Source organism: Modestobacter marinus (assembly GCF_011758655.1).
In the GTDB taxonomy this organism is placed as follows: Bacteria; Actinomycetota; Actinomycetes; order Mycobacteriales; family Geodermatophilaceae; genus Modestobacter; species Modestobacter marinus.
In genome coordinates this window covers 1,677,773-1,702,072 of the sequence record NZ_JAAMPA010000001.1, presented here as the reverse complement: position 1 = coordinate 1,702,072, position 24,300 = coordinate 1,677,773, and the positions used below count along the sequence as shown (strand labels likewise).

Sequence of the window (24,300 nt, the reverse complement as noted above, 5' to 3'; positions counted from 1 at the left end):
CGGCTCCACCCCAGGCGGACCGGCTCACCCCCCGCTCGGCGTGCGGCCGTAGGCGCGGCCGGTGGTGGCGAGGAAGTCGTCCCAGTCCCCGGGTGCCGGGCGGCCGCCCACCTCGGCGTCGAGCTTGTCCAGGTACCAGTGCCAGCCGAGCACGTAGTCGGTGACCTGGGTGCCCGGGGCGAAGAGCTGGGTGAACAGCAGGACCGTCTGCCCGTCCTCGGCGGTCAGGTCCAGCTCGACCCGCCAGCCCTCCTCGGTCTGCCAGTCGACCACCAGCCGGCGCGGCGCCGCGCACTCCACGATCCGCATCGGCTCACCGACCGGCGTCTCCTCGTGGGTCATGGTGAAGGTGCCGGCGCCGCCGGGCCGCCGCTCGCCCGCGTAGGTGCCGATCCAGCGGACCATCCGGTCGGGCTCGGTGAGCGCCGCCCAGACGTCGTCGATCGGGTCGGGCCAGCTGCGGCGGAACTGCAGCCGCACCCCCTCCGGCAGCTCGGTGACCTGCCCCAGCCGCTCGTCCGGTGTCGTCATCGACCGTCCTCCTGCGTTCGGGCCCGCCGTCCGCGGGCGATCTCGGTGTCCAGCGCGTCCAGCCGCTGCGCCCACAGCCGCCGGTAGGGAGCCAGCCAGGCGTCGAGTTCCGACAGCGGCCGCGGGTCCAGCGCGTAGACCCGGCGCTGCCCCTCCGCCCGCACCCGCACCAGACCGGCCTCGCGGAGCACCCGCAGGTGCCGGCTGATCGCCGGACGGCTGACCGGGAACTGCCCGGCCAGCTCACCCGCGCCCCGCTCGCCGTCGGCGAGCAGGGCGACGATCTGCCGCCGGGTCGGGTCGGCCAGGGCTGCGAGCGCCTCCACACGAGATGTGTAACAGGGGGCTTACGTAACTGTCCAGTTACGCACGTTCGGACGGCGCACGACCGGGGCACGGTCCGACCATGACCGTCACCGATCCCGACGTCCCCGACCCGCTCAACGACCCGCGCACCCTGCAGGCCGACCCCGGCGCCCTCGGCGAGGGCGAGGACCTCGCGTCCACGGAGGACGACGAGGTCGCGACCGGCGAGGACGAGCTCGCCACCTCCCGCACGGAGGCCGACGAGGCCGGCGGCGGCGACGTCACGGGCGGCTTCGCCGGTGCGGTGGGCGAGGCGCCGACCAACGACCAGACCTGAGACGGAACGGTCCGGTACGGGTGTCATCGGCCGCCGGGCGGGGTAGCGCGAGGACGTCAGACCCGAGGCTCAGCAACGGCCCCATGTGCACTCCGAGGAGGACCCATGGCCACCGGTGAGACCGGCTTCGCCGACGTCACGTTCGACCTGATCTCCGTCCAGTACCACTCCCTCAAGGCCGGGCACGACTACGGCCAGTACGTCCGGGATGCCGAGAACGCCAACCTGGACGACGTCGCCTCGTTCTTCCGCGAGGTGATGGAGCAGGACTCCCAGCGCGCCCGGCGCGCCCACGAGCTGCTGCGCACGCTGTCCGGCACCGAGCACGGCGGGCCGGCCACCAGCTGACCCGCGCCGGCCGCCACCGGGGGTCGGCGGCCGGGAAATCCGGGTGCGACGGGACGGGCGCGGTACGTAACCTCTGCCGCCGTCCCGTCCCGACGCTCCTGGAGGTCCCCCGTGCACGCCCTGACCGAGGCGGCGATCCGCCGCTCGATGGTCAACTGCTCCCGCAGCGAGGCCGCCGCCCTCACCCCGCCCCGCGACCTCGCCGACCTGGACTGGGCGGCGCTGGACGTGCTCGGCTGGCGGGACGCGAAGGCGGAGCTGCGCGGCTACCTGGTGCACGAGCAGGACGGCGAGCCGCTCGGCATCGCCCTGCGCGCCGCGGACACGAAGATGTCCAGCCGCCGCTCGGCGATGTGCCTGCTGTGCCACACCGTGCAGTCGGCCGCCGACGTCTCCCTGTTCACCGCGCGGCGGGTCGGGGAGGCCGGGCGCAACGGCAACACGGTGGGCACCTACATCTGCGCCGACCTGAGCTGTGCGAGCCGGGTGACCGCCGTCCTGCCGTCGGCCCAGCACCTGGACGAGGAGCTCCAGGAGCTGGTCGTCGAGGAACAGCTGGTGGGCCTCCGGAAGCGCCTCCGGGCCTTCAGCGCCGACGTCACCCGCCGCTGACCGCCCTGCTGCGCGCCCCGGGCCGGAGGACGACGATGGGCTGGTGATCAAGACCCCGCTGACCCGCTGGTTCGACCTCGACGTCCCGGTCTTCGGCGCGCCGATGGCCGGGGTGGCCGGCGGTGCGCTCGCCCGGGCCGTCTCCCTCGGCGGCGGGCTGGGCATGATCGGCGTCGGGTCCGACACCCCGGTGGAGTGGCTCACCGAGCAGGCCCGGCTGCCCGTGGCGGCCGACGTCTCCTTCGGCGTCGGACTGATGGCCTGGGCCCTGGAGCGGCGTCCGGAGCTGCTGGCCGCGGCGATCGCCACCGAGCCGGCGCTCGTGTCGGTGTCCTTCGGCGACCCGGCGCCGTTCGTGGGCCCGCTGCACGACGCGGGGATCGCGGTGGCCACCGCGGTGAACTCACGCGCCGACCTGGACCGTGCCCTCGACGCCGGGGCCGACGTGATCGTCGCCCAGGGCACCGAGGCGGGCGGGCACACCGGGCAGCGGGCGACCCTGCCGCTGCTGCAGGAGGTGCTGGCCGCGACCGACCGGCCGGTGCTGGCCGCGGGTGGGGTGGCCACCGGGGCCGGGCTGGCCGCCGTCCTGGTCGCGGGGGCGGCCGGGGCCTGGATCGGCACGCCGTTCCTGTCCTGCACCGAGGCCGCCAACACCCCCGCGGCCCGGGAGCGGGTCCGGGCGGCCGGCGGGGACGCCACCGTGCTGACCAGCGCCTTCGACATCGCCCAGGGCCTCCCCTGGCCGGCGCGCTGGCCCGGGCGGGCGCTGGTCAACGAGTTCACCGAGACCTGGCACGGTCGCGAGGCCGAGCTGCGCGGCGACACCCGGGCGGCCGAATGGGTCCGCCGGGCCCGCGACGAGGGCGACCTCGCCGCCGCACCGGTCTACGCCGGGGAGTCGGTCGGGCTGGTCACCACCGAGGAGTCGGCGACCGACGTCGTCCGCCGGCTGGCCGCCGACGCCCGCAGGGCCCTGGAGAGGGCCCCCCGTCTGCTCGGGTGAACGGCGGAGCCGTTCCCCGCCCCGTCCCGAGGTCGCGAGGGGGACGGGGCCTTCCTCAGACCGAGCAGCTGCCGTCCGCGCAGCCCTCGGCCGCCGGGACGGTCACCAGCGGGTGACTGTCGGCCCAGGCCCGCTCGAGCAGCTGCAGCAACACCTCGGCCGGCTGTGCCCCGGCGGCCCCGTAGGCGCGGTCGACGACGAAGAACGGCACGCCGGTCGCACCCAGGGCCTGGGCGGTCTGGGCCTCCTCCCGGACGGCGGGCAGGAAGCGGCGGTCGGCGAGCGCGGCCCGCACCTCCGCCTCGTCCAGCCCCACCTCGACGGCGAGGGGAACCAGCGCGTCGACGTCGAACACCGAGCGCTGTTCGGTGAAGTACGCGTGCAGCAGCCGCTCCTTCATCTCGCTGCGCAGCCCGTGCTCGCCGGCCAGGTGGATCAGCTGGTGGGCGAGCAGGGTGTTGCCGCTGACCCCGTCGGCCAGGTGGTACTCCAGGCCCTCACCGGCGGCGACCTCCTCGACCCGCTGCTGCATCTGGGCCATCTCCTCCACGCTGCGGCCGTACTTGGCGGCCAGCGCGGGGAGGGTGGGCTCGGTGTGGCCCTCCGGGACGCTCGGGTCGAGCTGGAAGGAACGCCAGACCACCTCGACCTGGTCGGCGTGCGCGAAGCGGGAGAGCGCCGTCTCCAGCTTCCGCTTGCCGATGTAGCACCACGGGCACACGACGTCGGACCACACCTCGACCTGCATGCCCGGCCCAACCGGCGGGTCGCACCGGGCATTCCGTCGGGTCACCCGGCCGGAGGAGCCGCCGCGCGGGCCTGGCCGTCGCCGGGCGTCGGGTCGAGGAAGACGTACCGGACGCCGCCGTGCCGGGCCACCAGCCGCCGCTCGGCCTCGTCGGAAGCCGCCTCGATGTCGGCGACGGTGGCGGTGTCGGCGAAGTCGACCTTCGCCGAGACGATCAGCTGGCCGGGGCCGATCACCGAGGTGAGCAGGAACGGGACCGCATCGACCTGCTCGAGGCCGGCGATCTCCGCGCGCAGCTGCTCCCGGACCGAGTCCGGCACGGACTGGCCGATCAGCAGCGAGACGTTGGCACGGGCGAGCGACCAGGCGACCGCGATGAGCAGGACGCCGATCAGGATCGCCGAGATGCCGTCCCACAGCGGGTTGCCGGTCACGTGCTCCAGGAAGAGGCCCAGCGCGGCGAGCACCAGGCCGATCAGCGCGGCGCTGTCCTCGAAGGTGACCGCCTTGAGCGTGGTGTCCGTGGTGCGCCGCAGGTACCGACGGGGGCTGACCCCGCGCGACCGCGCCTCGCCGCGCACCTGGCGCACGGCCTTGAGCAGCGAGCTGCCCTCCAGCACGAACGACACCGCCAGCACGATGTAGGAGATGGTCGGGGAGCCCTGCTCCTCGCCCTCCCGGATCGTCTCGATGCCCTGGTAGACCGAGAAGCCGGCGCCGACGGCGAAGGTGCACAGCGAGGCGAGGAAGGCCCAGAAGTAGGTCTCCCGGCCGTAGCCGAACGGGTGCCGGGCGTCGGCGGCCCGATGGCCGCGCTTGAGCGCGACGAACAGCAGCACCTCGGTCACCGTGTCGGCCAGCGAGTGCGCCGCCTCGGACAGCATCGCCGAGGAGTGGCTGACCAGGCCGCCGGCCAGCTTCGCGGCGGCGATGGCCAGGTTGACCGCCCCGGCCAGGACGACGGTGCCGGTCGACTCCCCACCGGAGTCGCCGCCCTGGGCCTCCTGGACCAGGGCGTGCTCGGTGGCCGGGGTCGGTTGCGTCATGCACCGACCGTTTCCCCGGGCCGCTGATCGACAACCACCGGCGCCGGGTGTCGTGGGAGACACCCGGCGCCGGCGCGTCAGCCGGCGCGCTGCTCCAGGTGCACCAGCACCGGCGCCCCGGCCTCGCTCTTGCCGATCCGGGCGCACAGCGCCTTCCTCAGCGGCAGCCAGTGCGGCCCCCGCCCCGAGGGCATCAGGGTGGCGGCGAACGGGTGACCGTCCAGCGTGCCGGCGACCTTCACCGCGCGCCGGGTGCCCAGCACCTCGGCCGAGCCGGGGAGCTCCAGGTAGGTGGGGAAGGCGCCGTCGGTCTCGATCACACAGCTGAAGGCGGCGTCGAGCGGCTGGGGGACGTGCGCTGCGGTGGTCATGCCGGGAAGACCCTCGGGACCAGGAGAACTCATCGCCAGGTCAGGACGCGGCGACCGCCGGCACGTGCTCCCGGCCGATGCGGATGACCTCGTCCAGCCGGGCACGGGCCGTGCCGAGCTCGGCGATCTGCCGGTCGATGGCGTCCCGCTGCTCGACCAGCCGGGCCAGCATCGCGGGGGTGGCCACGCCGGTGTGCACGCACGGGAGCACCTCGAGGACGTCCCGGCTGCCCAGCCCGGCGGCGTAGAGCTGCTGGATGAAGCGCACCCGCCCCACCGCGCTCTCGGCGTACCGGCGCTGCCCACTGGGGGTGCGCTCGGCCTCCAGGAGCCCCTGCTCCTCGTAGTAGCGCAGCGCCCGCACGCTCACGCCGGCGCGGGCGGCGACCTCACCGATGCGCAGCACGGGACCTCCTCGGGTGTCCGGGCTCACAGTTGACCCTGACGTCAGCGTGAGGTCCTAGCGTCCCCGACGGCACATCCCGAACGCAAGGAGCACACCCATGGACATCACCGGATCGGTCGCCCTCGTCACCGGCGCGAACCGCGGTCTCGGCCGCCAGTTCGCCGAGCAGCTCGTCGAGCGCGGCGCCGCGAAGGTCTACGCCACCTCCCGCCGGCCCGAGCTGGTCGACGTCCCCGGCGTCGAGGTGCTGCGCCTCGACGTCACCGACCCGGAGTCGGTCGCGGCGGCCGCCGCGGCCGCCGGCGACGTGAGCCTGCTGGTGAACAACGCCGGCATCACCACCCGCGCGAACCTGGTCACCGGCGACCTGGCCGACGTCCGGCGGGAGATGGACACCCACTTCTTCGGCACGCTGGGCGTCGTCCGGGCGTTCGCGCCCGTGCTGGCCCGCAACGGCGGCGGCGGGATCGTCAACGTGCTGTCCGCGCTGTCCTGGTTCTCCACCGACGGCGCGAACGCCTACGCCGCGGGGAAGGCGGCGGCGTGGAGCCTCACCAACGGCGTCCGGATCGAGCTCGCCGGGCAGGGCACCCAGGTGACCGGGGTGGTGCTGGGGGCGGCCGACACCGACATGATGGCCGGCTACACCGGCCCGATGACCGCCCCCGCCGACGTCGTCCGGACGGCGCTGGACGGCGTGCAGGTCGGGGACTGGGAGGTGCTGGTCGACGACTGGAGCCGGGGCGTCAAGGCCTCGCTCGCCCGCGACCCCCGCGAGTTCTACAGCCCGCAGGGCTGAGCCGGGACCCCGCTGCCCCCACCGCCCGGTTCCGGTCGGCCCCGGTGGGGGGCAACGGGGCCCTCCCTCAGCGGACGCCGACGAGGTCGACGACGAAGACCAGGGTGGCGCCGGGCTTGATGACCCCGCCCGCGCCGCGCTCGCCGTAGGCCTTGTGCGGCGGGATGGTCAGCCGGCGGCGACCGCCGACCTTCATGCCGACGATGCCCTCGTCCCAGCCCTGGATGACCATGCCGACGCCGATCCGGAACTCCAGCGGGTCGCCACGGTCCCAGGAGGCGTCGAACTGCTCGCCGCCGTCGTGGGTGACGCCGACGTAGTGGGCGCTCACCAGGCTGCCGGCGGTGGCCTCGGCGCCGTCGCCGACCACCAGGTCCTCGATCACCAGGTCGGACGGGGCGGGCCCGGTGGGGGGCTCGACGTCGGGACGGGTCAGCTCTGCCACGGGTGTCTCCTCGGGGTCGGCGCCAGGGCTCTCCCGGCGGGTCTGCGCCCCATCCAACCCGCCCGGGCGCCTGGGGGCACAGCTGGCCTCCGGGGCGGGGTCGGCCCTGCGCAGGTAGGTTGCACGTCGCGGGTGGGGTCATCGGCGACCGCCTCCGGGTCCCGCCCTGCCCGGGCTCCCCGGTCCCGCAGGCGTGCTGGTGTCCTGGCTGGAGGTGTGCGTGGCGGCCGATCCGTCGACGGGACCCGACCGCACCCACGCCGACGGCCTCTTCTCCGGTGGCGGCGAGGCCGGCCGGCTGATGGCCGCCCACGACTGGGCGGCGACGTCGGTGGGCCCGGTCCAGGAGTGGCCGGCGAGCCTGCGGTACGCCGTCCGGACGGTGCTTGCGTCCCGGTTCCCGATGGTGCTCACCTGGGGCCCGGAGTTCGTGCAGTTCTACAACGACGCCTACACCCCGTTCATCGGCGCCAAGCACCCGGCGATCGGTGAGGACATCCGGCGCACCCTGGCCGAGGGCTGGGCCGCCCTGTCCGGCCCGGTGGAGCACGCGATGGCCACCTGCGAGGCCTCCTGGCTGCCCCGGCTGCCCCTCCTGCTGGAGCGCGCCGGCTACCGCGAGGAGACGTACTTCACCGTCTCCCACGCCCCCGCGTTCGGCGACGACGGGCGGGTCGCCGGGATGCACGCGGTCTGCACCGAGGTCACCGCCGAGGTGCTCGGCGAGCGGCGCCAGCAGCTGCTGCACGACCTCTCCTGCACGCAGGCGCACCGGGGCGACGAGGCGGCCGTGCTGGCCGGCCTGTGCCGGACCCTGGGCAGCGACCCGCTCGACGTGCCGTTCGCCGCGGTCTACCTGGACGGGGACGGCGGTCTCCGGCGGGCCGGGACGGTCGGCTGCCCACCGGGATCGCTGCCGGCGCACGTCCCCGACGCCGGTGCGCTGCCCGGACCGGTCGCCGGGCTCGGGCTGGTCGGCGGGTTCTGGCAGGACCCGGTCCGGGACGCCGTCGTCCTGCCGCTGGGCGGTGGCGCCGGTGAGGAGCGGATCGGCGTGCTGGTCGCCGGGGTGAGCCCGAACCGTGCGCTGGACGCCGAGTACCGCACCTTCCTGGACCTGGTGGCCGGGCAGTTCGCCAGCGGGCTGGGCACCGCCCGGGCGTTCGAGGCCGAGCGGCGCCGCGCCGAGTCGCTGGCCGAGCTGGACCGGGCGAAGACGGCGTTCTTCTCCGACGTGAGCCACGAGCTGCGCACCCCGCTGACCCTGCTGCTCGGCCCGATCAGCGACGTCCTGGCCGACCCCGCCGACCCGCTGCCGCCCAGCGCCCGCGACCAGCTGGAGCTGGCCCTGCGCAACGGGCAGCGGCTGCAGCGCCTGGTCGACGACCTGATGGACGTCGCCAGCATCGAGGCCGGCCGGGCCGGGGCCGTGCGCGTGCCGACCGACCTCGCCGCGTTCACCGCCGAGCTCGCCGGGGTGCTCCGGGCCGCCACCGAGCGGGCCGGCCTGCGGCTGTCGGTCGACTGCCCCCCGCTGGACCGGCCGGTCCACGTCGACCCGCGGATGTGGGAGAAGGTGGTGCTCAACCTGCTCTCCAACGCGGTGAAGTACACCTTCGTCGGCGGGATCCAGCTCGTCCTGCGCGGCGAGCCCGACCAGGTGGTGCTCACCGTCACCGACACCGGGATCGGCATCCCGGCCGACGAACTGCCGCGGGTGTTCGACCGCTTCCACCGGGTGCAGGGCTCCCTGGCCCGCCACCGGGAGGGCACCGGCATCGGCCTGGCCCTGGTCCGCGAGCTGGCCGGCCTGCACGGCGGCACGGTGACGGTGGCGAGCGAACCGGGCGCCGGGAGCACCTTCACCGTCGCGGTCCCCTACGGCAGCCCCGACGCCCCGGCCGACCCGGTCGCCCCCTCGTCCGCGGCGCACGGCACCGCCGCCTCGTGGGTCGCCGACGTCACCCCCGACGAACTGCCGCCCGCCCCAGCCGGCGCCACCGCCACGGTGCTGGTCGTCGACGACAACGCCGACATGCGCACCTACCTGACCCGGCTGCTCGCGCCGATCTGGCGGGTGCGCACGTGCACCGACGGCGAGGAGGCGCTGGCGGCCGTCGCCGAGGAGCAGCCCGACGTCGTCCTCACCGACGTGATGATGCCGCGGGTCGACGGCTTCGAGCTGCTCCGCCGGTTGCGCGCCGACCCCGCCACCCGCGCGATCCCGGTGATCATGCTGACCGCCCGGGCCGGGCAGGAGGCGGCCGTCGAGGGGTTCACCGCCGGCGTCGACGACTACCTGGCCAAGCCCTTCCGGGCCGACGAGCTGATCGCCCGGGTGCGGGTCGCCCTGCAGCGGGGCTCCGGCGGGTCCGCGCAACTCCCGCCGGGGCGCCCCGAGCCGGTCGCCCCCCGGGCGGCGACCGCACCGGAGGTCCGGGTCCTGGTCCCGGCCAGCCGCCCGCCGGTGCCCCCGCGGCCGGCCACCGCCCCGGCGGTGCACCGGGAGCGGTGGCGCTTCCCCGCCGTCGCCCAGTCCGTCCCCGCGCTGCGCCGGGCGTTGCGCCGGTTGTTCAGCACCGCCGGGCTGGACGACGACCAGGCCTACGACCTGCTGCTCGCCGCGTGCGAGGCGGCGACCAACGCCGTGGAGCACGCCCAGCAGCCGACCGAGCCGTTCGTCGACGTCACCGCCGAGGTGACGACGACGGAGGTGGTGGTCACCGTCCGGGACCACGGGCAGTGGCGGGAGCGGGTGCCGAGCATGGACCGCGGTCGTGGCTCCACGCTGATGGGCGCCGTCGGCGAGGTCACCGCCGTCCCCGGACCGGAGGGGACCACGGTGACGATCAGGAGCCCCCGGACGTCTCCGCCGCCCCGTCCCGGCGGCTAGGTCCACCGGCCGGCCGGCCATCGGGGGACGACAGCTCCGCACGAGTGGCACCACCGGCCCGGAGGCGGAGTCCCCGCGGTCGGGGGTCGGGGTCCTCGTCGCCGTGCCGCCCGGCCAGGGCCACGGCGATCGCGTACACGACGGCGGTCAGCGGCACGGCGATCACCGCCCCGCCGATCCCCCACAGCAGCCCGCCGACGGTGAGGGCGTAGACGATCCCCAGCGGGTGGAGGAACACGGTCCGCCGCATGATCAGCGGCTGCAGGAGGTTGCCTTCGATCTGCTGCACCACGACCACCGCACCGAGCACGAGCAGGGCGTCGGTCAGCCCGCCGGAGGCGAACGCCACCACGACGGCGGCGAGCCCCGCCACGAACGCCCCGACGACCGGGATGTAGGCGCCGAGGAACGTCAGCACGGCCAGGGCGAAGGCCAGCGGCACGCCGATGACCACCAGCGCCACCCCGATGCCGATGGCGTCGATCAGCGCGACGACCGTGGTGCCCCGCAGGTAACCACCCAGGGTGTGCCAGGCCCCGTTCCCCGCGGCATCGGCGGCCGCCCGGCGGTCGGCCGGCACGATCCGGAGGCACAGCCGCCAGATCCGGGCGCCGTCGTAGACGAGCCAGAAGGCGGTGAACAGGGCGAGGACCAGGGAGGCCGCGACGGTGACCGCGGTCGTGGCACCGGTCACCACCATCCCCGGCCCGCCGGCGCCGCCCCCGAACCCGCCCGTCAGCTGGCCGATCAGCCCGTCGATGACCGAGTCGACCCGCTGCTGGGGCAGGCCGAGCGTGTCCACGAGGCTGGTGCGCACCCGGTCCAGCCCGGTGACCAGGGTGGGGCGCAGGCTCGTCCACTCCCGGGCGACCCGTTGCTGCAGGAAGTAGAGGACCCCGCCCAGGAGGACGAGGAAGAGCACCATCACCAGCCAGGTGGCCGCCAGGCGCGGGAGTCCGGTCCGGTCCAGCCAGGAGGCCACCGGCCGCAGCAGGGCGGTGAGCAGCAGCCCGACCAGGAAGGTGAGCAGCACGGTGCCCAGGACGACGGCCAGCTGCACCGCGAAGTAGACGACGGCGCCGATCGCCAGCGTCCAGACGCACCACATGCCCGCCGTCCGGACACCTCGGGGGACCCCGGGGTCGGTCGATGCCCCCGCCCGGCGGTCCGGCGAGGGACCGGCCGGCGGTTCGGCCGGGTGCTCGTTCGTGACGTCCGAGGCCATTGCCGTCCTCCTTCACCGGCGCTGGTCGTCCGGTCGGTGACGCGTTCTCCCGTGGCTGAGGAGGGCGCCCCCCGGACACCGGGCGGAGGCACGCCTGGGCCGCCCGGTGTCCATCGCCTGGTCTCAGGTCGGCTCCGGGGGCGCTTCGGCTGCACACTGCCCCGTGGAGCCGCTCCCGACACGGGGCCGACCCCACCGACTCACGGACCGGGGACGAGGGCGCGCCTCAGCTCAGCGGGCTGCGCGGCAGCATCCGGTTGCTGATGATCCGCTTCTGGATCTCGCTGGTGCCCTCGAAGATCGTGGTCAGCCGGGCGTCCCGCCAGTGCCGCTCGACCTGGCGCTCGGTGGTGTAGCCGTTGCCGCCGTGCAGCTGCATGGCCTGGTTGGTGACCCGCACCGCCATCTCGGTGGCCTGCAGCTTCACCATCGCGGCCTCCTTCTCGCACGGCACGCCCTCGTCGAGCAGGTGCGCCACCTGGCGGTAGAACGCCCGTGCCTGCTCCACCTCGGCGGCCATGTCGGCGAGCGCGAAGCGCAGCGCCTGGAAGTCGCCGATCGGGTGCCCGAACTGGACGCGCTCCTGCAGGTAGCGCACGCAGTCCTCGACCGCGGCTCGGGCCAGGCCGACGGCGCGGGCGGCGGTGTGCACCCGGGCGGTGTTCAGGAACGCCTGGGCCTCGCGGAAGCCGGCGCCGGAGTCGCCGCTGCTGTCGGACCCGCCACCCTCACCCGGGCCGACGATCAGGTCCGTGGCCGGGATGCGGACCTGGTCGAAGGTGAGGTCCCAGGTCAGGAAGCCGTGGTAGCCGACCTTGTCGATGGCGTAGCCGGACAGCCCCGGGGGGAACGAGCCGCGTTCCTTGACCAGCAGCAGGTTCCGCAGCCCCCGGGAGCGGGACTCCCCCGGCTGCGGGTCGGCCACCCGGACCAGCACCTGGATGAAGTCGGCGGCCTTGGCGTTGCCGCACCAGCGCTTGTGCCCGGTGACCACCCACTCGTCCCCGTCGAGGACGGCGCGGGTCTGCACGTTGGCCAGGTCCGAGCCGGCCTCGGGCTCGGACAGGGCGACCGCGCCGATCCAGGACCCACCGGCGCTGCGCCGCAGCAGCTCCCGGTGGCGGTCGGGGTCGGCGACCGCCGTCCCCATGCCCTGGGACCGGGCCAGGATGCTGGCCACGCTCATCCAGGCCCGGGCCAGCTCCTCGCTGACCATGCAGTACTCGAAGACGCCGAGGCCCAGCCCGCCGTCGACCGCGGGGACGGTGATGCCGAACCACCCCAGCTCGCCGAGCCGTTCCAGCAGGTGCTGCGGGATCTCCCCCTTCTGCGGGTCGAGCTCGTTCGCGACCGGCAGCACCTCGTCCATGGCGAACCGGCGGGCCTGCTCCATCAGCGCGGCTCGAGCGGGGGTGTGCCACGGGGAGTGCAGGACGGGCGGCTCGGGCAGCCAGGTCTCGGCGGTCTCGGCGGGGCGGCTGGCGGTCGACGTCATCGTCGGTGCCTCCTGGGTCGGGGAGTCCGGTGCGCCCCTACTGTCGGGTAACAGGCACGCCGATGCACCCACTACGTGACGGAGGCAACACTCCCCGATCGGTGACGGACCGGTCCCGCCCGAGGCGTGCGACGCGGAGGTGTGGTCGGGTCGGGGAGCTCCGGGCAGCGGACGTCACGAGCCGCCTCCGGGTACACCGGGGGAGGTCCGGCCCGATCCGGCCAGCAGCCACAGGGCTGCCGCCGCCGGGACCAGCGACCCGACCGCGATCACGGCGAGGACGGGTCGCTGCGCCCCGGCGCCGGTCGCAATCCCGCCGGCGAGCGGCGCCGCGAGTCCCGCGCAACCCCAGGCCGTGAAGACCCGGCCGTAGGCCCTGGGGAAGGCGTGCGCCCCGACCCGGTCCGCCGTGGCCGCGGGGACCAGCGCGGAGATCGCGCCGTAGGCGAGCCCCGTGCCGGTGAACGCACCGAGGACGAGCCAGGGGGCCGTCGGGCCACCGAGGCCCCCTGCCGAGCCGACGGCGACGCCCAGCGCCACCGCCAGGGCCTTCGTCCGGCCGATCCGGTCGGACCACCAGCCGGACGCCAGCCGGCCGACCAGGTTCCCGGCGGCCAGCAGCGAGACGGCCGCACCGGCCGCACCCGGGCCCAGGCCGCGGTCGGCGGCCAGCGGGGCGGCCATGGCGAAGACCACGAGTCCGGGCGCCGCACCACCGGCGAAGAGCACCCAGAGCAGCGACAGGGTGCGCCTCGGAAGCGGCCCACCCCCCGCCTGCCGGCGCTCCGGCCGGTCCGCGGGGGCGAGCAGGGCCGCTGCCGCCAGCAGACCGCCGACCGCCAGCGCCAGCGCGCCCAGGCACGTCCGCCAGCCCACGGCGGAGAGGGCCGCGGGAGCTGCCAACCCCAGCAGCACCGGCCCCGCGGCGTAGGCAGCGACGACCAGGCCGGTCGCCGTCCCGCGCGCGTGCACGGGCGACCGGGCCGCGAGCGAGACCGCGACGCCGTAGGCCGCCCCGCTCGCGGCGCCGAGCAGCAGACCGATCCCACCCCACAGCGCCGCCGGGTGCTCTCCTGCCGCCGCACCGCCGAGCCCGGCGGCAGCCAGCCCGGCAGCACCGCCGAGCAGCCGCCGGGGCCCCACCACGGGCAGCGCACGACCGGCGGCCAGCAGCGCGACCGTGAACACGGCGATCGCGACCGCGAAGACGGCGGGCCCCGCGGAGCCCGGTGCGCCGACATCCGCGGTCGCCTGCTCGGCGACCAGGCTCCAGCCGAACAGCGTCCCGGCGGCGAGGTTCGCCACCACACCGGACACGACGGGTCGCTCCACCCTGGGGACCCTCCGGGGCTCGGCAGCGGTGGACGCGGCCCACCGTCCCGGCGTGGTCAGGACCCGTCAAGCGAGGGTGGCATGCCCCTGCCAGAGGACAGTCCGGTCCGCTGTTCGACCGTCGTCCCGACATGCCGGACGACCTCCAGCCGCTCCGTCACGCCACGCCGCCGGACGGCGACACGGTGATCCGCCCCGGAGCGCCACCGCCTTGACCGCCTTCTCCGGGCGGGACGAGGGTCCCCCTGGTCCGGAGGGCCGAGTGCCCCTCCGCCGGTGCACCCGGAGGTCCGACATCGCCGTCTACCTGTACCGCTGCCCCGACCACGGCACGACCGAGGCCCACCGCCCGATGGGCACCGCTCCCGCCGCGGTCGAGTGCCCGGCCTGCGGCTCGGCCGCCACGCGCGTGTTCACCGCACCGCGCCTCTCGTTCGGGTCCCCGGTGCGCCGTGCCCTGATCGACCGGACCGAGCGCACCCGCGACCAGCCCGACGTGGTCTCCGCGCCGCCCCGGCGGCCGGGTCCGACTCGGCGGGCCGACGTGCTGAGCAACCCGGCCCTGAGCCGGCTGCCCCGCCCCTGAGGCCGGGCCCTCCGCAGGAACCGACGGGGACCCCGATCGACTGCACAGAAGGGAGGGATCGAGATGGCCAGTGTCGGTCTGCTGTACGTCGGAGCGGTCCTCATCGTGAACGGCCTGATGCTGCTGGGCCGGGTGGACGGCCGGGCGGCCGCGCCGCTGAACTTCTTCGTCGGCGGGCTGCAGGTCTTCACGCCGACCTACCTGATCGTCACCTCCGGCGGCGATCCGGACGTGGTCCTCGGCGCCTCGGGGCTCTACCTGTTCGGCTTCACCTACCTGTACGTGGGCCTGAACCTGACCCGCGGTCTGGACGGCACCGGGCTCGGCTGGTTCTCCGCGTTCGTGGCGGGCTGCGCCGTGGTCTACGCGGGCCTGAACTTCGGCCGGCTCGACGACCCGGCGTTCGGGGTCATCTGGCTGTACTGGGCGGTGCTGTGGGCGCTGTTCTTCCTGGTGCTGGGGCTCAAGCGGGAGGAGCTCACCCGGTTCACCGGGCTCGTCGCCGTCGTCGCCGGGGTCCTGACCTGCGCCATCCCGGCGTTCCTGCTGATGACCGGCGTCTGGGCGGACAACGTGACGACGTGGGCGGTCCTGCTCGCCGTCCTCCTGCTGCTCTCCCTGGCCGCGTTCCCCGCTCTCCGGGAACGGCGCACCCAGATGCACGGCAACGTCGTGCAGGAGCAGCCCGCGGAACAGCCCGCGCCGGCCCACCGGCGGAGGTGAGGCCCCGCCCCCGAGTCGTCGGCCGACCGCATCCGCAGCCAGACCCGAGCCCAGGAGCCAGACCATGCCCGAGCGCCTGTTCCCCCTCGACTCCAGCAAGCCGTTCACCGACCAGCAGCACATCGGCCACAACCGCTGGCACCCCGACATCCCGGCCCAGGTGACGGTGCGCCCGGGGGACACCTTCCGGGTCGACTGCCGCGAGTGGTTCGACGGGGCGATCCACAACGACGACTCCGCCGACGACGTCCGGGACGCGCCGCTGTCCACGGTGCACGTGCTCAGCGGGCCCTTCGCCGTGGAGGGCGCCGAGCCCGGTGACCTGCTGATCGTGGACATCCTCGACGTCGGGCCGATCCCGCAGGAGGACTCCGGCCCGCTGGCCGGGCAGGGCTGGGGCTACACCGGCATCTTCGCCCGGCAGAACGGCGGCGGCTTCCTGACCGACCAGTTCCCGGACGCCTACAAGGTGATCTGGGACTTCGCCGGGCAGACGGCGACCTCCCGGCACGTCCCGCACGTGTCCTTCACCGGCATCGTGCACCCCGGCCTGATGGGCACCGCGCCGTCCGCGGAGTTGCTGGCCCGCTGGAACCGGCGCGAGGGTGCGCTGATCGCCACCGACCCCGACCGGGTGCCACCGCTGGCCCTGCCGCCCCTCCCCCAGGACGCCATCCTCTCCGGGCTGACCGGCGCGGAGTACGACCGCGTCGCCGGTGAGGCCGCCCGCACCGCGCCGCCCCGGGAGAACGGCGGCAACCAGGACATCAAGAACCTGACCAAGGGCAGCCGGGTCTTCTACCCCGTCTACGTGCCCGGGGCGAAGCTGTCGCTGGGCGACCTGCACTTCTCCCAGGGGGACGGCGAGATCACCTTCTGCGGGGCCATCGAGATGGGCGGCTTCATCGACCTGCACGTCGACCTGATCAAGGGCGGCATGGAGACCTACGGGGTGGGCGAGAACGCCATCTTCATGCCGGGCAACGTCGACCCCCGGTACGAGAGGTGGCTGGCCTTCTCCGGGACATCGGTGACGCTGGACGACGAGCAGCGCTACCTGGACTCGCACCTGTCCTACCAGCGGGCCTGCCTGCACGCGATCGACTACCTGACGAAGTTCGGCTGGTCGCCCGAGCAGGCGTACATGATCCTCGGCGCCGCGCCGATCGAGGGGCGGCTGTCCGGGGTGGTCGACATCCCGAACTCCTGCGCCACGGTCTACCTCCCGACCGCGATCTTCGACGTCGACGTCACCCCCTCGGCGTCCGGGCCGACGCGGATCGACCCCGGCACGGGCGTCCCCCGGTCGAGCTTCTGAGCACGTCCGTCCACCCCGTCCGCCTGGCCTGAGGAGCTCCCGTGCCCGACGTCATCTTCGAGATCAATCGCGACCTGAGCGTGCCGATGCGCGACCAGACGGTGCCCGGCCACAACCGCTGGCACCCCGACATCCCGCCGGCCAACACCGTCGCCCCCGGCGGGACGTACCGGATCGAGTGCAAGGACTGGACCGACGACCAGGTCCGCAACACCGACGACGCCGACGACATCCGCGACATGAACATCGACCCGTGCCACGTGCTCAGCGGGCCCTTCGCGATCGAGGGCGCGGAGCCCGGCGACCTGCTGGTCGTCGACATCGTGGACATCGGCCCCTTCCAGGAGCAGGAGTGGGGCTACACCGGGATCTTCGCCAAGGAGAACGGCGGCGGGTTCCTCACCGACCACTCGCCCGGGGCGTCCAAGGCGATCTGGGACCTCGACGGCATCTGGACGACCAGCCGGCACGTTCCCGGCGTGCGGTTCATCGGCAACTCCCACCCGGGGCTGTTCGGCTGCGCCCCGTCGCCGGACCTGCTGGCGGAGTGGAACCGGCGGGAGCAGGCGCTGATCGACCAGAACCCGGACCGGGTCACCGGCGACATCCCGGCCCACGAGGGCGACGTCCCCGGCACGCCGCAGGTGCCCGCCCTGGCCCTCCCCCCGCTGCGCAAGGACGCGCTGCTGGGCACGCTCAGCGGCGCGGACCTGGACCGGGCGGCCGCCGAGGCCTGCCGCACGATCCCGCCGCGGGAGCACGGCGGCAACGTCGACATCAAGGACCTCGGCGTGGGCACCCGGGTCTACATGCCGGTCTTCGTACCCGGTGGGCTCTTCTCCATCGGCGACCTGCACTTCGCCCAGGGGGACGGCGAGATCACCTTCTGCGGCGCGATCGAGATGCCCGGCTCCATCGACCTCCACTTCGACCTGATCAAGGGCGGGATGGACCGCTACAAGCAGTCGATGCCGTTCTTCAAGCCCGGCCGGGTCGGGCCGAACTACTCGGAGTTCCTCACCTTCGAGGGGATCAGCGTCGAGGACGGCCGCAACTACTACATGAACGCGACCGTCGCCTACCGCCAGGCCTGCCTCAACGCGATCAACTTCCTGATGCCGGCGATGGACTGGACGTTCGAGCAGGCCTACCTGTTCCTGGGGGCCGCGCCGATCGACGGCCGGATCGGCGGCGTGGTGGACATCCCGAACAGCGCGGTCTCGATCAGCATCCCGCTGTCGATCTTCGACCGGAACATCCTGCCCGGTGGTGCCGGCGGTGGCCGGGACCTGACGGCCGACTGAGCCGCGCGGTGCGGGGCGGGCCACGGCCCGCCCCGTGCCTCCCGAGAACGGAGCACGCATGCCGCTGTACGAGTTCCACTGCCCTGGGTGTGGCCCGTTCGACCTGCACCGGCAGATGCGCGACGCCGCCGCGGTGGCGCCGTGCCCGGCCTGCGACCGACCGGCACAGCGCAGGTACCGGGTGGGCGTCGGAGGTCTCGACACCGGCCCGCTGCGCGACGCCGGCCGGGCGGACCGGGCCCGGGTCGACCGGGCCCGCAGCGGGGAGCCGGCGGTCACCGGTCCGCCCGCAGGACGACGCCTGCCCGGCCGCGGGCCCCACCGGCACTGAGCGGCGGCGCGACCGCCCGACCCCGGCTACGGTCCACAGCACCGGCACCGGCACCAGCACCGCTCCGGACGGAGGGCCATGCCGCTCGTCTCCCGACTCTCGACCACCCCGGTCAAGGGCACCGCCCTGCACCATCCGCAGTCCGTGACGGTCACCGGCAACGGGGTGCCGGAGAACCGGCGCTTCCACCTGGTCGACGCCCGACGGCGGCTGTTCAACGGCAAGCACCACGGCCCGCTCGTGCAGCTGACCGCCGAGTTCGACCCCCGCGACGAGCAGCTCCGACTGCACGTCCCCGACCGGCCACCGGTGGTGGGCCCGACCACCACGCTGGGCGAGGCGGTGCGCACGGACTTCTACGGTCGCGGCGTCGACGGGCACCTCGTGGAGGGGCCGTGGTCGGCTGCGCTCAGCGACTTCGTCGGGCAGGAGGTGCACCTGGTCGCGGTCGACCGGCCCGGCGACGCGGTCGACGTCCACCCGGTCACGCTGATCTCCACCGCGACGCTCGAGCACCTGCGCCGGGTCACCCCCGACGGGGAACGGCTGGACCACCGCAGGTTCCGGATGCTCATGGAGGTGGACGGCTGCGGCGTGCACGAGGAGGACACCTGGGCCGGCCGACGCGTGCGGATCGGCGGGGTCACCGTGCAGGTGGTCGGGCCGGTGCCGCGCTGCGTGGTGACCAACGAGAACCCGGACAGCGGAGCCGTCGACTTCGGCACGTTGAAGGCGATCGTGCGCTACCGCGGCGAGCTCGCCACCGACCTGAGCACGCCGGTGGCGCACCTGCCGGACAACGGGGCGGTGGTCCTCGGCATGTACGCCACCGTGGAGCGGCCAGGGGACATCGCCCTCGGCGACCCGGTCGAGCTCGTCGACGAGACCGCCGTCCAACCCGCCTGACCCGTCCGTCCACCGACCCGAGGAGCACCGATGCCACGGCCCACCGACCACGAGCTGTTCGACCTGGGGGACGTCGTCCTGCAGGGCGGCGCGACCCTGCGCGGAGCCCAGCTCGCCTACAAGACGTACGGCACGCTGAACGCGGACCGGTCCAACGTGATCGTCCACCCCACCTGGTACAGCGCCTGGCACGACGCCAACGAGTGGTCGGTCGGGCCGGGCCTGGCCTGCGACCCCGAGAAGTACTTCATCGTGATGCCCAACCAGCTCAACAACGGCCTCTCGACGTCACCGAGCAACACCCCGCCGCCCTACGACGGGCCGAACTTCCCGCACGTGACCTTCTACGACCAGGTCGAGGTGCAACACCGGCTGCTCACGCAGCAGTGGGGCATCGAGTCCGTGGAGCTGGTCCTCGGCTCCTCCATGGGCGCCGGCCAGACCTACCAGTGGGCGGTCAGCCACCCCGAGATGGTGAAGCGCGCCGCCCCCATCGTCGGGTCGCCGGTCACCAGCGAGCACAACCAGGTCTTCCTCAAGAGCCTGCGCGCCGCCCTCACCCTCGACCCGGCGTTCGCCGGCGGCCGCTACCGGCCGGACGCGCTGCCCACCGCCGGCCTGCGGGCCTTCGCCCGGATCTACGCCGGCTGGGGCCTCTCCCAGGCCTTCTACCGGCAGCGGGAGTACCGCGACCTGGGCTTCTCCTCCCTCGAGGACTTCCTCGTCGGGTTCTGGGAGGGCTTCTGGCTCGACGACCGCGACCCCAACGACCTGCTGGGGATGCTCTGGACCTGGGAGCAGGGCGACGTCGGGAAGACCCCGGGTTTCGACGGCGACACCGAGGCGGCCCTGCGCTCGATCCGCTGCCCACTGGTGGCCATGCCGGCGAAGACGGACCTCTACTTCCCGCCGGAGGACGAGGAGTGGGCGTCGCAGTTCATCCCGGACGGCGAGGTCCGGGTCATCCCGACGATCTACGGGCACTTCGCCGGGCTGGGCCAGCACGCGCCGGACAACGAGTTCATCGACGGGGCGCTGAAGGAGCTGCTGGCCCGCCCGGTCTGACCGGGCTCAGAGCTCCTCGGCCGGGCGGGGGTCGTCGACGGAGGGCTCGTCGGCGAACAGCGGCGGCAGGAAGCGCAGCATCAGCACCGACCAGGTGGCGTGGGTGAGCATCGGCGCCTGGATGCCGCCGGTGACCCGGCGCTGGAAGGCGAACAGCAGGCCCATCGGCACCGAGGCCAGCACCAGCGCCGGGTTGCGGGTGGCCACGGTGGCCAGCGTGTAGACGACGGAGGACTTCAGCACCGGGTGGTGGACGCCGGCCGCCGCGTACAGCGCCCCGCGGAAGAAGACCTCCTCGGCCAGGCCGTTGGCCAGAGTGGTGGTGAGCACCAGCGGCGCCGACCCCTGCTGGGCGTACCGCAGCACCCGGGTGATCGCGGCGTCCAGCGGCGGGATGCGCTTGGCCACCAGCGCGGCGCCGTAGAACATGGCGAACGCGGCGCTCCCGCCCACGACCGGGGTGAGGAACGGGCGGCGCAGCGTGGCCTTGGGGGTCTGCACCCAGCCCAGGTGCAGCGGGCCCGAGGCGAGGCCGCCGGCCACCCAGGTGCCGGCCACCCCGAGGGTGAGTGCGTAGAACGACGTCGAGTTCGGCTTCTGCGACAGCGACACCCCGAGCAGCCCGGCCCCGGCCAGCGAGACCCCGGCGGTCACCCGGCGGCGGCGGCGGAACGCCTCGTCGGACTCCCGGTGGTCGCGCGGCACCTTGTCCACCAGCCAGGACGGCGCCCGGGCCAGCAGCCGGGCCAGCCGGGCGTCGGACAGCACGGCTTGTCCCGGCCGCCGCTCGGTCCGGGTCATCCCTCCCGCCCCGCGGACTCCTGCGACCGGGCGTCCCGCCGGGCCCGGGCCCGTTCACCCAGCGCGGTCAGCACCGCCTCGTCGTAGGACATCGGCTCGAACGGGACCACCCGGCGGATCGAGTCGTCCTTCACCACCACCTCGTTGGTCATCGAGTCGATCAGCGACCGGCCGGTCTGCACGTCGACGTCGGTGACCAGGGAGAGCCAGTAGGAGGAGAGCTTCGGGCTCAGCAGCGGCACCGGGACGATCAGCAGCCGGCGGCCCTGGATCTCCGCGACCCGGGTGAGCATCTCCAGGTACTCCAGCACCTCGCGGCCGCCGACGTCGAACGCCCGCCCCTCGGCCTCGGGGGCCTCCAGCACCCCGACCAGGTACCGGACGACGTCGGCGATGGCGATCGGCTGGGTCCGGGTGTGCACCCAGCGCGGGGTGATCATCGCCGGCAGGTGGGCGACGAGCTGGCGGGTCATCTCCCAGGAGACCCCGCCGTGGCCGATCACGATGCCGGCCCGCAGCGTGGTCACCGGCACGCCCGTCTCGCCCAGCAGCCGCTCGACCTGCCGGCGGCTGCGCAGGTGGGCGGAGAGGTCGTCGTCGTCGCTGCCGAGCCCGCCGAGGTAGATGATGCGGCGGAGCCCGGCGTCGGCCGCGGCCCGGGCGAAGGAGCGGGCGGCCGCGGCGTCCTTCTCCTGGAAGTCCGGCGAGTCCAGCGAGTGCACCAGGTAGTACGCCGCCTCGCAGTCGGACAGCGCGGCGCGCAGCGACGCCTCGTCGCCGACGTCCCCCTGCACCGGGGTGCCGGCGCCGGAGTACGTGTCCGGGTGCCGGGTCATCGCCCGGACCTCGTGCCCGGCCTCCTCCAGGGCAGGCGCCAGCCTGCTGCCGACGAACCCCGACGCCCCGGTGACCAGTACTCGCACGTCCCCAGCCTCCCCGTGCAGACGGTCGGGCGCGACCGGAGAGCACGCGACCCACCCGGCGCGCGGGCACCGGGAGCGCGATGATCGGCCCATGAGCGCCCCCGGCCAGGACCGCAACGTGCTGGGCGGCCCGCTGGAGCCGTGCAGCACCGACCCGATGACCGGGTTCACCCGGGACGGCTCGTGCCGCACCGGGCCGGCCGACCTGGGCAGCCACACGGTCTGCGCCGTGGTCTCCGCCGAGTTCCTGGAGATGCAGCGCGAGCTGGGCAACGACCTGGTCACCCCGCGCCCGGAGTACGACTTCCCCGGGCTGCGCCCCGGCGACCGCTGGTGCATGGTCGCCGTCCGCTGGTACCAGGCGCTGCAGGCAGGCGCGCCGGCCGGGGTGGTCCTGGCGGCGACCAACGCCCGGGCCCTGGAGGTGGTGCCGCTGGAGGCGCTGCGCTCCCAGGCCGTCGACGTCCCGGACGACCTCTCCTCGCTCTGACCTGCGCTGCTGGGCCAGGATGGGCCGGTGACCGATCGCCCACCGCTGCCGCCGTTCACCGCCGAGACCGCCGCCGCGAAGGTGCAGGCCGCCGAGGACGCCTGGAACAGCCGCGACCCCGAGCGGGTCTCGCTGGCCTACACCGAGGACTCGGTGTGGCGGAACCGGGACACCTTCGTCACCGGCCGCGCCGAGATCGTCGACTTCCTCACCGCGAAGTGGGCGCGCGAGCAGGACTACGTGCTGCGCAAGTCGCTGTGGGCGTTCACCGACGACCGGATCGCCGTCCGGTTCCAGTACGAGTGGCACGACGCCGACGGGCAGTGGTGGCGCAGCTACGGCAACGAGAACTGGGAGTTCGACGCCCACGGGCTGATGCGGCGGCGGGAGGCCAGCATCAACGACGTCCCGATCACCGGGGCGGAGCGGCGGATCACCGGCCCGCGCACGCCGGACGAGCCGGAGATCCCGCTGCACTGAGCCACCGACCGGCGACCTGTGCACGCCTCACCCGCCGGGGAGGCGTGCACAGGTCGCCACTGGACAGGGCGGCTCAGCCCTCGAGGGCCGCCGGGTCCATCCACGCCACCTCCCAGACGTTGCCGTCCGGGTCGGTGAAGCTGGTGCCGTACATGAAGCCGTGGTCCTGCGCGGGCATCGAGGGCTTGCCACCCGCGGCCAGGGCCCGGGCCAGCAGGTCGTCGCACTCCGCCCGGTCGGCCGCCGAGACCGCGTTGATCACCGAGGTGGCCTGCGCTGGGTCGCCGACCTGGCCCGCCACGAAGCCGGCGAACTTCTCCCGGGTCAGCAGCATGACCAGGATGTTCTCCTCGATGACGACGGCGGCGCCCGCCTCGTCGGCGTACCGCGGGTCCGGGGTGAAGCCGAGAGCGGTGTAGAAGGCGACCGCCCGGTCCAGGTCGGTGACCGGCAGGTTCACGAAGATCATGCGCACGGGGAGCTCCTCGGTGTGGGGGCCGTCGTCGGCCCGTCACCAGGAAGGACGGCGCGGCGCCCGGGAACTCATCGGCGCGCGGTCGCGGCGAGCACCAGGTCGACGGTCTCGCCCGGTGCGTCCCACATCGGGAAGTGGCCCGAGCCGTCGAACCAGTGCAGCTCCGCGTCGGGGAAGGCCTCGACCGCCCGCGCCGCCTGGCGGGCCAGCGTGACCCGGTCCCGCCGTCCCCAGCCGATGGTCAGGCGGCCCGGCAGCGCCCCGGCCGGGGCGCCCTGCTGGCGGGGTCCACGGGCGAGGTCGGTGAGGACGGCGTCGAAGGACCGCGACCGCACGTACCCGGTGAGCTCACGGGTGACCACCTCGCCGTCCAGCGCCCACGGGCGGGCGGAGAACTGGGCCAGCAGCGCCGTCCGGCCGGCCGGGCTGCCCAGCAGGGCGGGGAGCGCCGGCCGGATCCGGCGGACCAGCGCCATCGAGGCGCGCAGGCTGGCCAGGAAGGCCGTGGCCTCGCGGTCGGTCCAGAACCCGCCCGGGTCCAGAGCCACGGCGTCCCCGCCCAGTCCCCGCCGGGACAGCTCCAGGACCATCCGGGCGCCCAGCGAGCTGCCGACCAGCGGGGCGTCGGCCAGCCCCTCGGCGCGCAGCCAGCCCGCCACCGCGTCGGTCAGCGAGCCGAAGCCGGGGTCCGCCAGGGGCGGGGTGTCGCCGGCGAAGCCCGGCAGGTCCACGGCCACCACCTCCCGGGCGGCGGCCAGGCCGGGGAGGACCGGGTCCCAGGAGCGCCAGGAACCACCCAGCCCGTGCACCAGGACGAGGGGGTCGCCGGAGCCGGTCCGGTGCGCAGCGAGGTCCATCGCCGTCCCCTACCCGCAGCGCTGCTGCGGCACCCCACGGCCGATCCCGGGGATGATGCGAGGGGTCGGGTGCACCGGAGGGCGCCGGGTCCGACAGCATGTGCGGTCCGGGGACACGGTGGACGCCCAGGTGAGGAGCGC

At 74.5% G+C, this 24,300-nt stretch carries 29 protein-coding genes; 15 read left to right on the top strand and 14 right to left on the bottom strand.

Annotated features, from left to right (window positions below):
• Nucleotides 1-24: 24 nt before the first annotated feature.
• Both FB380_RS08035 and FB380_RS08030 read right to left on the bottom strand, forming a co-directional pair.
• Entirely contained in the window at nucleotides 25-531 is a 507-nt protein-coding gene (locus FB380_RS08035) for an SRPBCC family protein (RefSeq protein WP_166754617.1), read from the bottom strand.
• Nucleotides 528-857 carry an ArsR/SmtB family transcription factor gene (locus FB380_RS08030; protein ID WP_166754616.1) on the bottom strand — a complete coding sequence of 110 codons (330 nt, stop codon included), beginning with the start codon at nucleotides 855-857 and terminating at the stop codon, nucleotides 528-530. Before FB380_RS08030 ends, FB380_RS08035 begins: the two co-directional genes overlap by 4 nt.
• Before the next feature lie 80 nt (nucleotides 858-937).
• On the opposite strand from FB380_RS08030, the gene FB380_RS08025 reads away from it, so the two are divergent.
• The 4 genes from FB380_RS08025 (at nucleotide 938) to FB380_RS08010 (ending at nucleotide 3,140) form a co-directional block, all read left to right on the top strand.
• Entirely contained in the window at nucleotides 938-1,174 is a 237-nt protein-coding gene (locus FB380_RS08025) for a hypothetical protein (RefSeq protein WP_166754615.1), read from the top strand.
• 105 nt (nucleotides 1,175-1,279) lie between these two features.
• Nucleotides 1,280-1,522 (top strand): acyl carrier protein, encoded by a 243-nt coding sequence (locus tag FB380_RS08020; RefSeq protein WP_166754614.1) that lies wholly within the window; start codon nucleotides 1,280-1,282, stop codon nucleotides 1,520-1,522.
• Between the two features lie 111 nt (nucleotides 1,523-1,633).
• A complete protein-coding gene (locus tag FB380_RS08015) occupies nucleotides 1,634-2,134 on the top strand; it encodes an FBP domain-containing protein (RefSeq protein ID WP_166754613.1) in 501 nt (166 codons plus the stop codon).
• Nucleotides 2,135-2,177: 43 nt separating this feature from the next.
• Nucleotides 2,178-3,140, top strand: coding sequence for an NAD(P)H-dependent flavin oxidoreductase (locus FB380_RS08010; RefSeq protein ID WP_166754612.1), 963 nt, complete (start codon nucleotides 2,178-2,180; stop codon nucleotides 3,138-3,140).
• Between the two features lie 55 nt (nucleotides 3,141-3,195).
• Here the strand turns inward: FB380_RS08010 and FB380_RS08005 are convergent, their stop codons facing one another.
• The 4 genes from FB380_RS08005 to FB380_RS07990 all read right to left on the bottom strand — a co-directional run bounded on the left by FB380_RS08005 (nucleotide 3,196) and on the right by FB380_RS07990 (nucleotide 5,711).
• Nucleotides 3,196-3,888: a DsbA family oxidoreductase gene (locus FB380_RS08005; protein ID WP_166754611.1), complete on the bottom strand. Its 693-nt coding sequence runs from the start codon at nucleotides 3,886-3,888 to the stop codon at nucleotides 3,196-3,198.
• 41 nt (nucleotides 3,889-3,929) lie between these two features.
• Nucleotides 3,930-4,934: a cation diffusion facilitator family transporter gene (locus FB380_RS08000; RefSeq protein ID WP_166754610.1), complete on the bottom strand. Its 1,005-nt coding sequence runs from the start codon at nucleotides 4,932-4,934 to the stop codon at nucleotides 3,930-3,932.
• Nucleotides 4,935-5,011: 77 nt separating this feature from the next.
• The gene (locus FB380_RS07995) at nucleotides 5,012-5,305 is read right to left on the bottom strand and encodes a DUF1905 domain-containing protein (RefSeq protein ID WP_166754609.1); all 294 of its coding nucleotides are present in this window, start codon (nucleotides 5,303-5,305) and stop codon (nucleotides 5,012-5,014) included.
• A gap of 40 nt (nucleotides 5,306-5,345) precedes the next feature.
• Nucleotides 5,346-5,711 carry a MerR family transcriptional regulator gene (locus FB380_RS07990; RefSeq protein ID WP_229681809.1) on the bottom strand — a complete coding sequence of 122 codons (366 nt, stop codon included), beginning with the start codon at nucleotides 5,709-5,711 and terminating at the stop codon, nucleotides 5,346-5,348.
• A gap of 97 nt (nucleotides 5,712-5,808) precedes the next feature.
• On the opposite strand from FB380_RS07990, the gene FB380_RS07985 reads away from it, so the two are divergent.
• Nucleotides 5,809-6,510: an SDR family oxidoreductase gene (locus tag FB380_RS07985; protein ID WP_166754608.1), complete on the top strand. Its 702-nt coding sequence runs from the start codon at nucleotides 5,809-5,811 to the stop codon at nucleotides 6,508-6,510.
• Nucleotides 6,511-6,577: 67 nt separating this feature from the next.
• On the opposite strand, the gene FB380_RS07980 is transcribed toward FB380_RS07985, so the two are convergent.
• Nucleotides 6,578-6,955, bottom strand: coding sequence for an FKBP-type peptidyl-prolyl cis-trans isomerase (locus tag FB380_RS07980; protein ID WP_166754607.1), 378 nt, complete (start codon nucleotides 6,953-6,955; stop codon nucleotides 6,578-6,580).
• A 199-nt stretch (nucleotides 6,956-7,154) separates the two neighbouring features.
• Here FB380_RS07980 and FB380_RS07975 point away from each other — a divergent pair, with 199 nt between their 5' ends.
• Entirely contained in the window at nucleotides 7,155-9,848 is a 2,694-nt protein-coding gene (locus tag FB380_RS07975) for an ATP-binding protein (protein WP_229681808.1), read from the top strand.
• On the opposite strand, the gene FB380_RS07970 is transcribed toward FB380_RS07975, so the two are convergent.
• The 3 genes from FB380_RS07970 to FB380_RS25910 all read right to left on the bottom strand — a co-directional run bounded on the left by FB380_RS07970 (nucleotide 9,805) and on the right by FB380_RS25910 (nucleotide 13,900).
• Complete coding sequence (locus FB380_RS07970) at nucleotides 9,805-11,073, bottom strand: AI-2E family transporter (protein WP_166754606.1); 1,269 nt, start codon at nucleotides 11,071-11,073, stop codon at nucleotides 9,805-9,807. The two genes, FB380_RS07975 and FB380_RS07970, sit on opposite strands and share 44 nt — an antisense overlap.
• 226 nt (nucleotides 11,074-11,299) lie before the next feature.
• Nucleotides 11,300-12,568 (bottom strand): acyl-CoA dehydrogenase family protein, encoded by a 1,269-nt coding sequence (locus FB380_RS07965; protein WP_166754605.1) that lies wholly within the window; start codon nucleotides 12,566-12,568, stop codon nucleotides 11,300-11,302.
• Nucleotides 12,569-12,742: 174 nt separating this feature from the next.
• The gene (locus FB380_RS25910; protein WP_166754604.1) at nucleotides 12,743-13,900 is read right to left on the bottom strand and encodes an MFS transporter; all 1,158 of its coding nucleotides are present in this window, start codon (nucleotides 13,898-13,900) and stop codon (nucleotides 12,743-12,745) included.
• 262 nt (nucleotides 13,901-14,162) lie between these two features.
• Here FB380_RS25910 and FB380_RS24585 point away from each other — a divergent pair, with 262 nt between their 5' ends.
• The 7 genes from FB380_RS24585 to FB380_RS07925 all read left to right on the top strand — a co-directional run bounded on the left by FB380_RS24585 (nucleotide 14,163) and on the right by FB380_RS07925 (nucleotide 20,133).
• Nucleotides 14,163-14,486: an FmdB family zinc ribbon protein gene (locus FB380_RS24585; RefSeq protein WP_229681807.1), complete on the top strand. Its 324-nt coding sequence runs from the start codon at nucleotides 14,163-14,165 to the stop codon at nucleotides 14,484-14,486.
• Nucleotides 14,487-14,549: 63 nt separating this feature from the next.
• Nucleotides 14,550-15,209: an AmiS/UreI family transporter gene (locus FB380_RS07950; protein WP_166754603.1), complete on the top strand. Its 660-nt coding sequence runs from the start codon at nucleotides 14,550-14,552 to the stop codon at nucleotides 15,207-15,209.
• A 64-nt stretch (nucleotides 15,210-15,273) separates the two neighbouring features.
• Nucleotides 15,274-16,527 (top strand): formamidase, encoded by a 1,254-nt coding sequence (gene fmdA, locus FB380_RS07945; RefSeq protein ID WP_166754602.1) that lies wholly within the window; start codon nucleotides 15,274-15,276, stop codon nucleotides 16,525-16,527.
• A 41-nt stretch (nucleotides 16,528-16,568) separates the two neighbouring features.
• On the top strand, nucleotides 16,569-17,831 hold the full coding sequence (fmdA, locus tag FB380_RS07940) for a formamidase (RefSeq protein WP_166754601.1): 1,263 nt from the start codon (nucleotides 16,569-16,571) through the stop codon (nucleotides 17,829-17,831).
• 58 nt (nucleotides 17,832-17,889) lie between these two features.
• Nucleotides 17,890-18,162: an FmdB family zinc ribbon protein gene (locus tag FB380_RS07935; RefSeq protein WP_166754600.1), complete on the top strand. Its 273-nt coding sequence runs from the start codon at nucleotides 17,890-17,892 to the stop codon at nucleotides 18,160-18,162.
• A gap of 78 nt (nucleotides 18,163-18,240) precedes the next feature.
• On the top strand, nucleotides 18,241-19,068 hold the full coding sequence (locus FB380_RS07930) for an MOSC domain-containing protein (protein WP_166754599.1): 828 nt from the start codon (nucleotides 18,241-18,243) through the stop codon (nucleotides 19,066-19,068).
• 30 nt (nucleotides 19,069-19,098) lie between these two features.
• The gene (locus tag FB380_RS07925) at nucleotides 19,099-20,133 is read left to right on the top strand and encodes an alpha/beta fold hydrolase (RefSeq protein ID WP_166754598.1); all 1,035 of its coding nucleotides are present in this window, start codon (nucleotides 19,099-19,101) and stop codon (nucleotides 20,131-20,133) included.
• A 6-nt stretch (nucleotides 20,134-20,139) separates the two neighbouring features.
• Here FB380_RS07925 and FB380_RS07920 read toward each other — a convergent pair whose 3' ends face one another.
• Complete coding sequence (locus tag FB380_RS07920) at nucleotides 20,140-20,934, bottom strand: CPBP family intramembrane glutamic endopeptidase (protein WP_166754597.1); 795 nt, start codon at nucleotides 20,932-20,934, stop codon at nucleotides 20,140-20,142.
• Entirely contained in the window at nucleotides 20,931-21,857 is a 927-nt protein-coding gene (locus FB380_RS07915) for an NAD(P)H-binding protein (RefSeq protein WP_166754596.1), read from the bottom strand. Before FB380_RS07915 ends, FB380_RS07920 begins: the two co-directional genes overlap by 4 nt.
• Before the next feature lie 91 nt (nucleotides 21,858-21,948).
• On the opposite strand from FB380_RS07915, the gene FB380_RS07910 reads away from it, so the two are divergent.
• Together FB380_RS07910 and FB380_RS07905 are read left to right on the top strand one after the other, a co-directional pair.
• Entirely contained in the window at nucleotides 21,949-22,347 is a 399-nt protein-coding gene (locus FB380_RS07910) for a DUF2237 family protein (RefSeq protein WP_166754595.1), read from the top strand.
• A 27-nt stretch (nucleotides 22,348-22,374) separates the two neighbouring features.
• Complete coding sequence (locus FB380_RS07905; protein WP_166754594.1) at nucleotides 22,375-22,827, top strand: nuclear transport factor 2 family protein; 453 nt, start codon at nucleotides 22,375-22,377, stop codon at nucleotides 22,825-22,827.
• A 73-nt stretch (nucleotides 22,828-22,900) separates the two neighbouring features.
• Here the strand turns inward: FB380_RS07905 and FB380_RS07900 are convergent, their stop codons facing one another.
• Nucleotides 22,901-23,296 (bottom strand): VOC family protein, encoded by a 396-nt coding sequence (locus FB380_RS07900; protein ID WP_208383273.1) that lies wholly within the window; start codon nucleotides 23,294-23,296, stop codon nucleotides 22,901-22,903.
• Nucleotides 23,297-23,370: 74 nt separating this feature from the next.
• Complete coding sequence (locus FB380_RS07895) at nucleotides 23,371-24,159, bottom strand: alpha/beta fold hydrolase (protein ID WP_166754592.1); 789 nt, start codon at nucleotides 24,157-24,159, stop codon at nucleotides 23,371-23,373.
• Nucleotides 24,160-24,300: the final 141 nt, after the last annotated feature.

Excerpts from the sequence above, each read along its gene's own strand:
- FB380_RS07995 (WP_166754609.1), bottom strand. The coding sequence starts at position 5,305 with ATGACCACCGCAGCGCACGTCCCCCAGCCGCTCGACGCCGCCTTCAGC.
- FB380_RS08020 (WP_166754614.1), top strand. The coding sequence starts at position 1,280 with ATGGCCACCGGTGAGACCGGCTTCGCCGACGTCACGTTCGACCTGATC.
- FB380_RS08025 (WP_166754615.1), top strand. The coding sequence starts at position 938 with ATGACCGTCACCGATCCCGACGTCCCCGACCCGCTCAACGACCCGCGC.
- FB380_RS07985 (WP_166754608.1), top strand. The coding sequence starts at position 5,809 with ATGGACATCACCGGATCGGTCGCCCTCGTCACCGGCGCGAACCGCGGT.
- fmdA (WP_166754602.1), top strand. The coding sequence starts at position 15,274 with ATGCCCGAGCGCCTGTTCCCCCTCGACTCCAGCAAGCCGTTCACCGAC.
- FB380_RS08000 (WP_166754610.1), bottom strand. The coding sequence starts at position 4,934 with ATGACGCAACCGACCCCGGCCACCGAGCACGCCCTGGTCCAGGAGGCC.
- FB380_RS07920 (WP_166754597.1), bottom strand. The coding sequence starts at position 20,934 with ATGACCCGGACCGAGCGGCGGCCGGGACAAGCCGTGCTGTCCGACGCC.
- FB380_RS07900 (WP_208383273.1), bottom strand. The coding sequence starts at position 23,296 with ATGATCTTCGTGAACCTGCCGGTCACCGACCTGGACCGGGCGGTCGCC.
- FB380_RS07935 (WP_166754600.1), top strand. The coding sequence starts at position 17,890 with ATGCCGCTGTACGAGTTCCACTGCCCTGGGTGTGGCCCGTTCGACCTG.
- FB380_RS08005 (WP_166754611.1), bottom strand. The coding sequence starts at position 3,888 with ATGCAGGTCGAGGTGTGGTCCGACGTCGTGTGCCCGTGGTGCTACATC.
- FB380_RS07965 (WP_166754605.1), bottom strand. The coding sequence starts at position 12,568 with ATGACGTCGACCGCCAGCCGCCCCGCCGAGACCGCCGAGACCTGGCTG.
- FB380_RS07895 (WP_166754592.1), bottom strand. The coding sequence starts at position 24,159 with ATGGACCTCGCTGCGCACCGGACCGGCTCCGGCGACCCCCTCGTCCTG.
- FB380_RS07925 (WP_166754598.1), top strand. The coding sequence starts at position 19,099 with ATGCCACGGCCCACCGACCACGAGCTGTTCGACCTGGGGGACGTCGTC.
- FB380_RS07950 (WP_166754603.1), top strand. The coding sequence starts at position 14,550 with ATGGCCAGTGTCGGTCTGCTGTACGTCGGAGCGGTCCTCATCGTGAAC.
- FB380_RS07930 (WP_166754599.1), top strand. The coding sequence starts at position 18,241 with ATGCCGCTCGTCTCCCGACTCTCGACCACCCCGGTCAAGGGCACCGCC.
- FB380_RS08035 (WP_166754617.1), bottom strand. The coding sequence starts at position 531 with ATGACGACACCGGACGAGCGGCTGGGGCAGGTCACCGAGCTGCCGGAG.
- FB380_RS07910 (WP_166754595.1), top strand. The coding sequence starts at position 21,949 with ATGAGCGCCCCCGGCCAGGACCGCAACGTGCTGGGCGGCCCGCTGGAG.
- FB380_RS07970 (WP_166754606.1), bottom strand. The coding sequence starts at position 11,073 with ATGGCCTCGGACGTCACGAACGAGCACCCGGCCGAACCGCCGGCCGGT.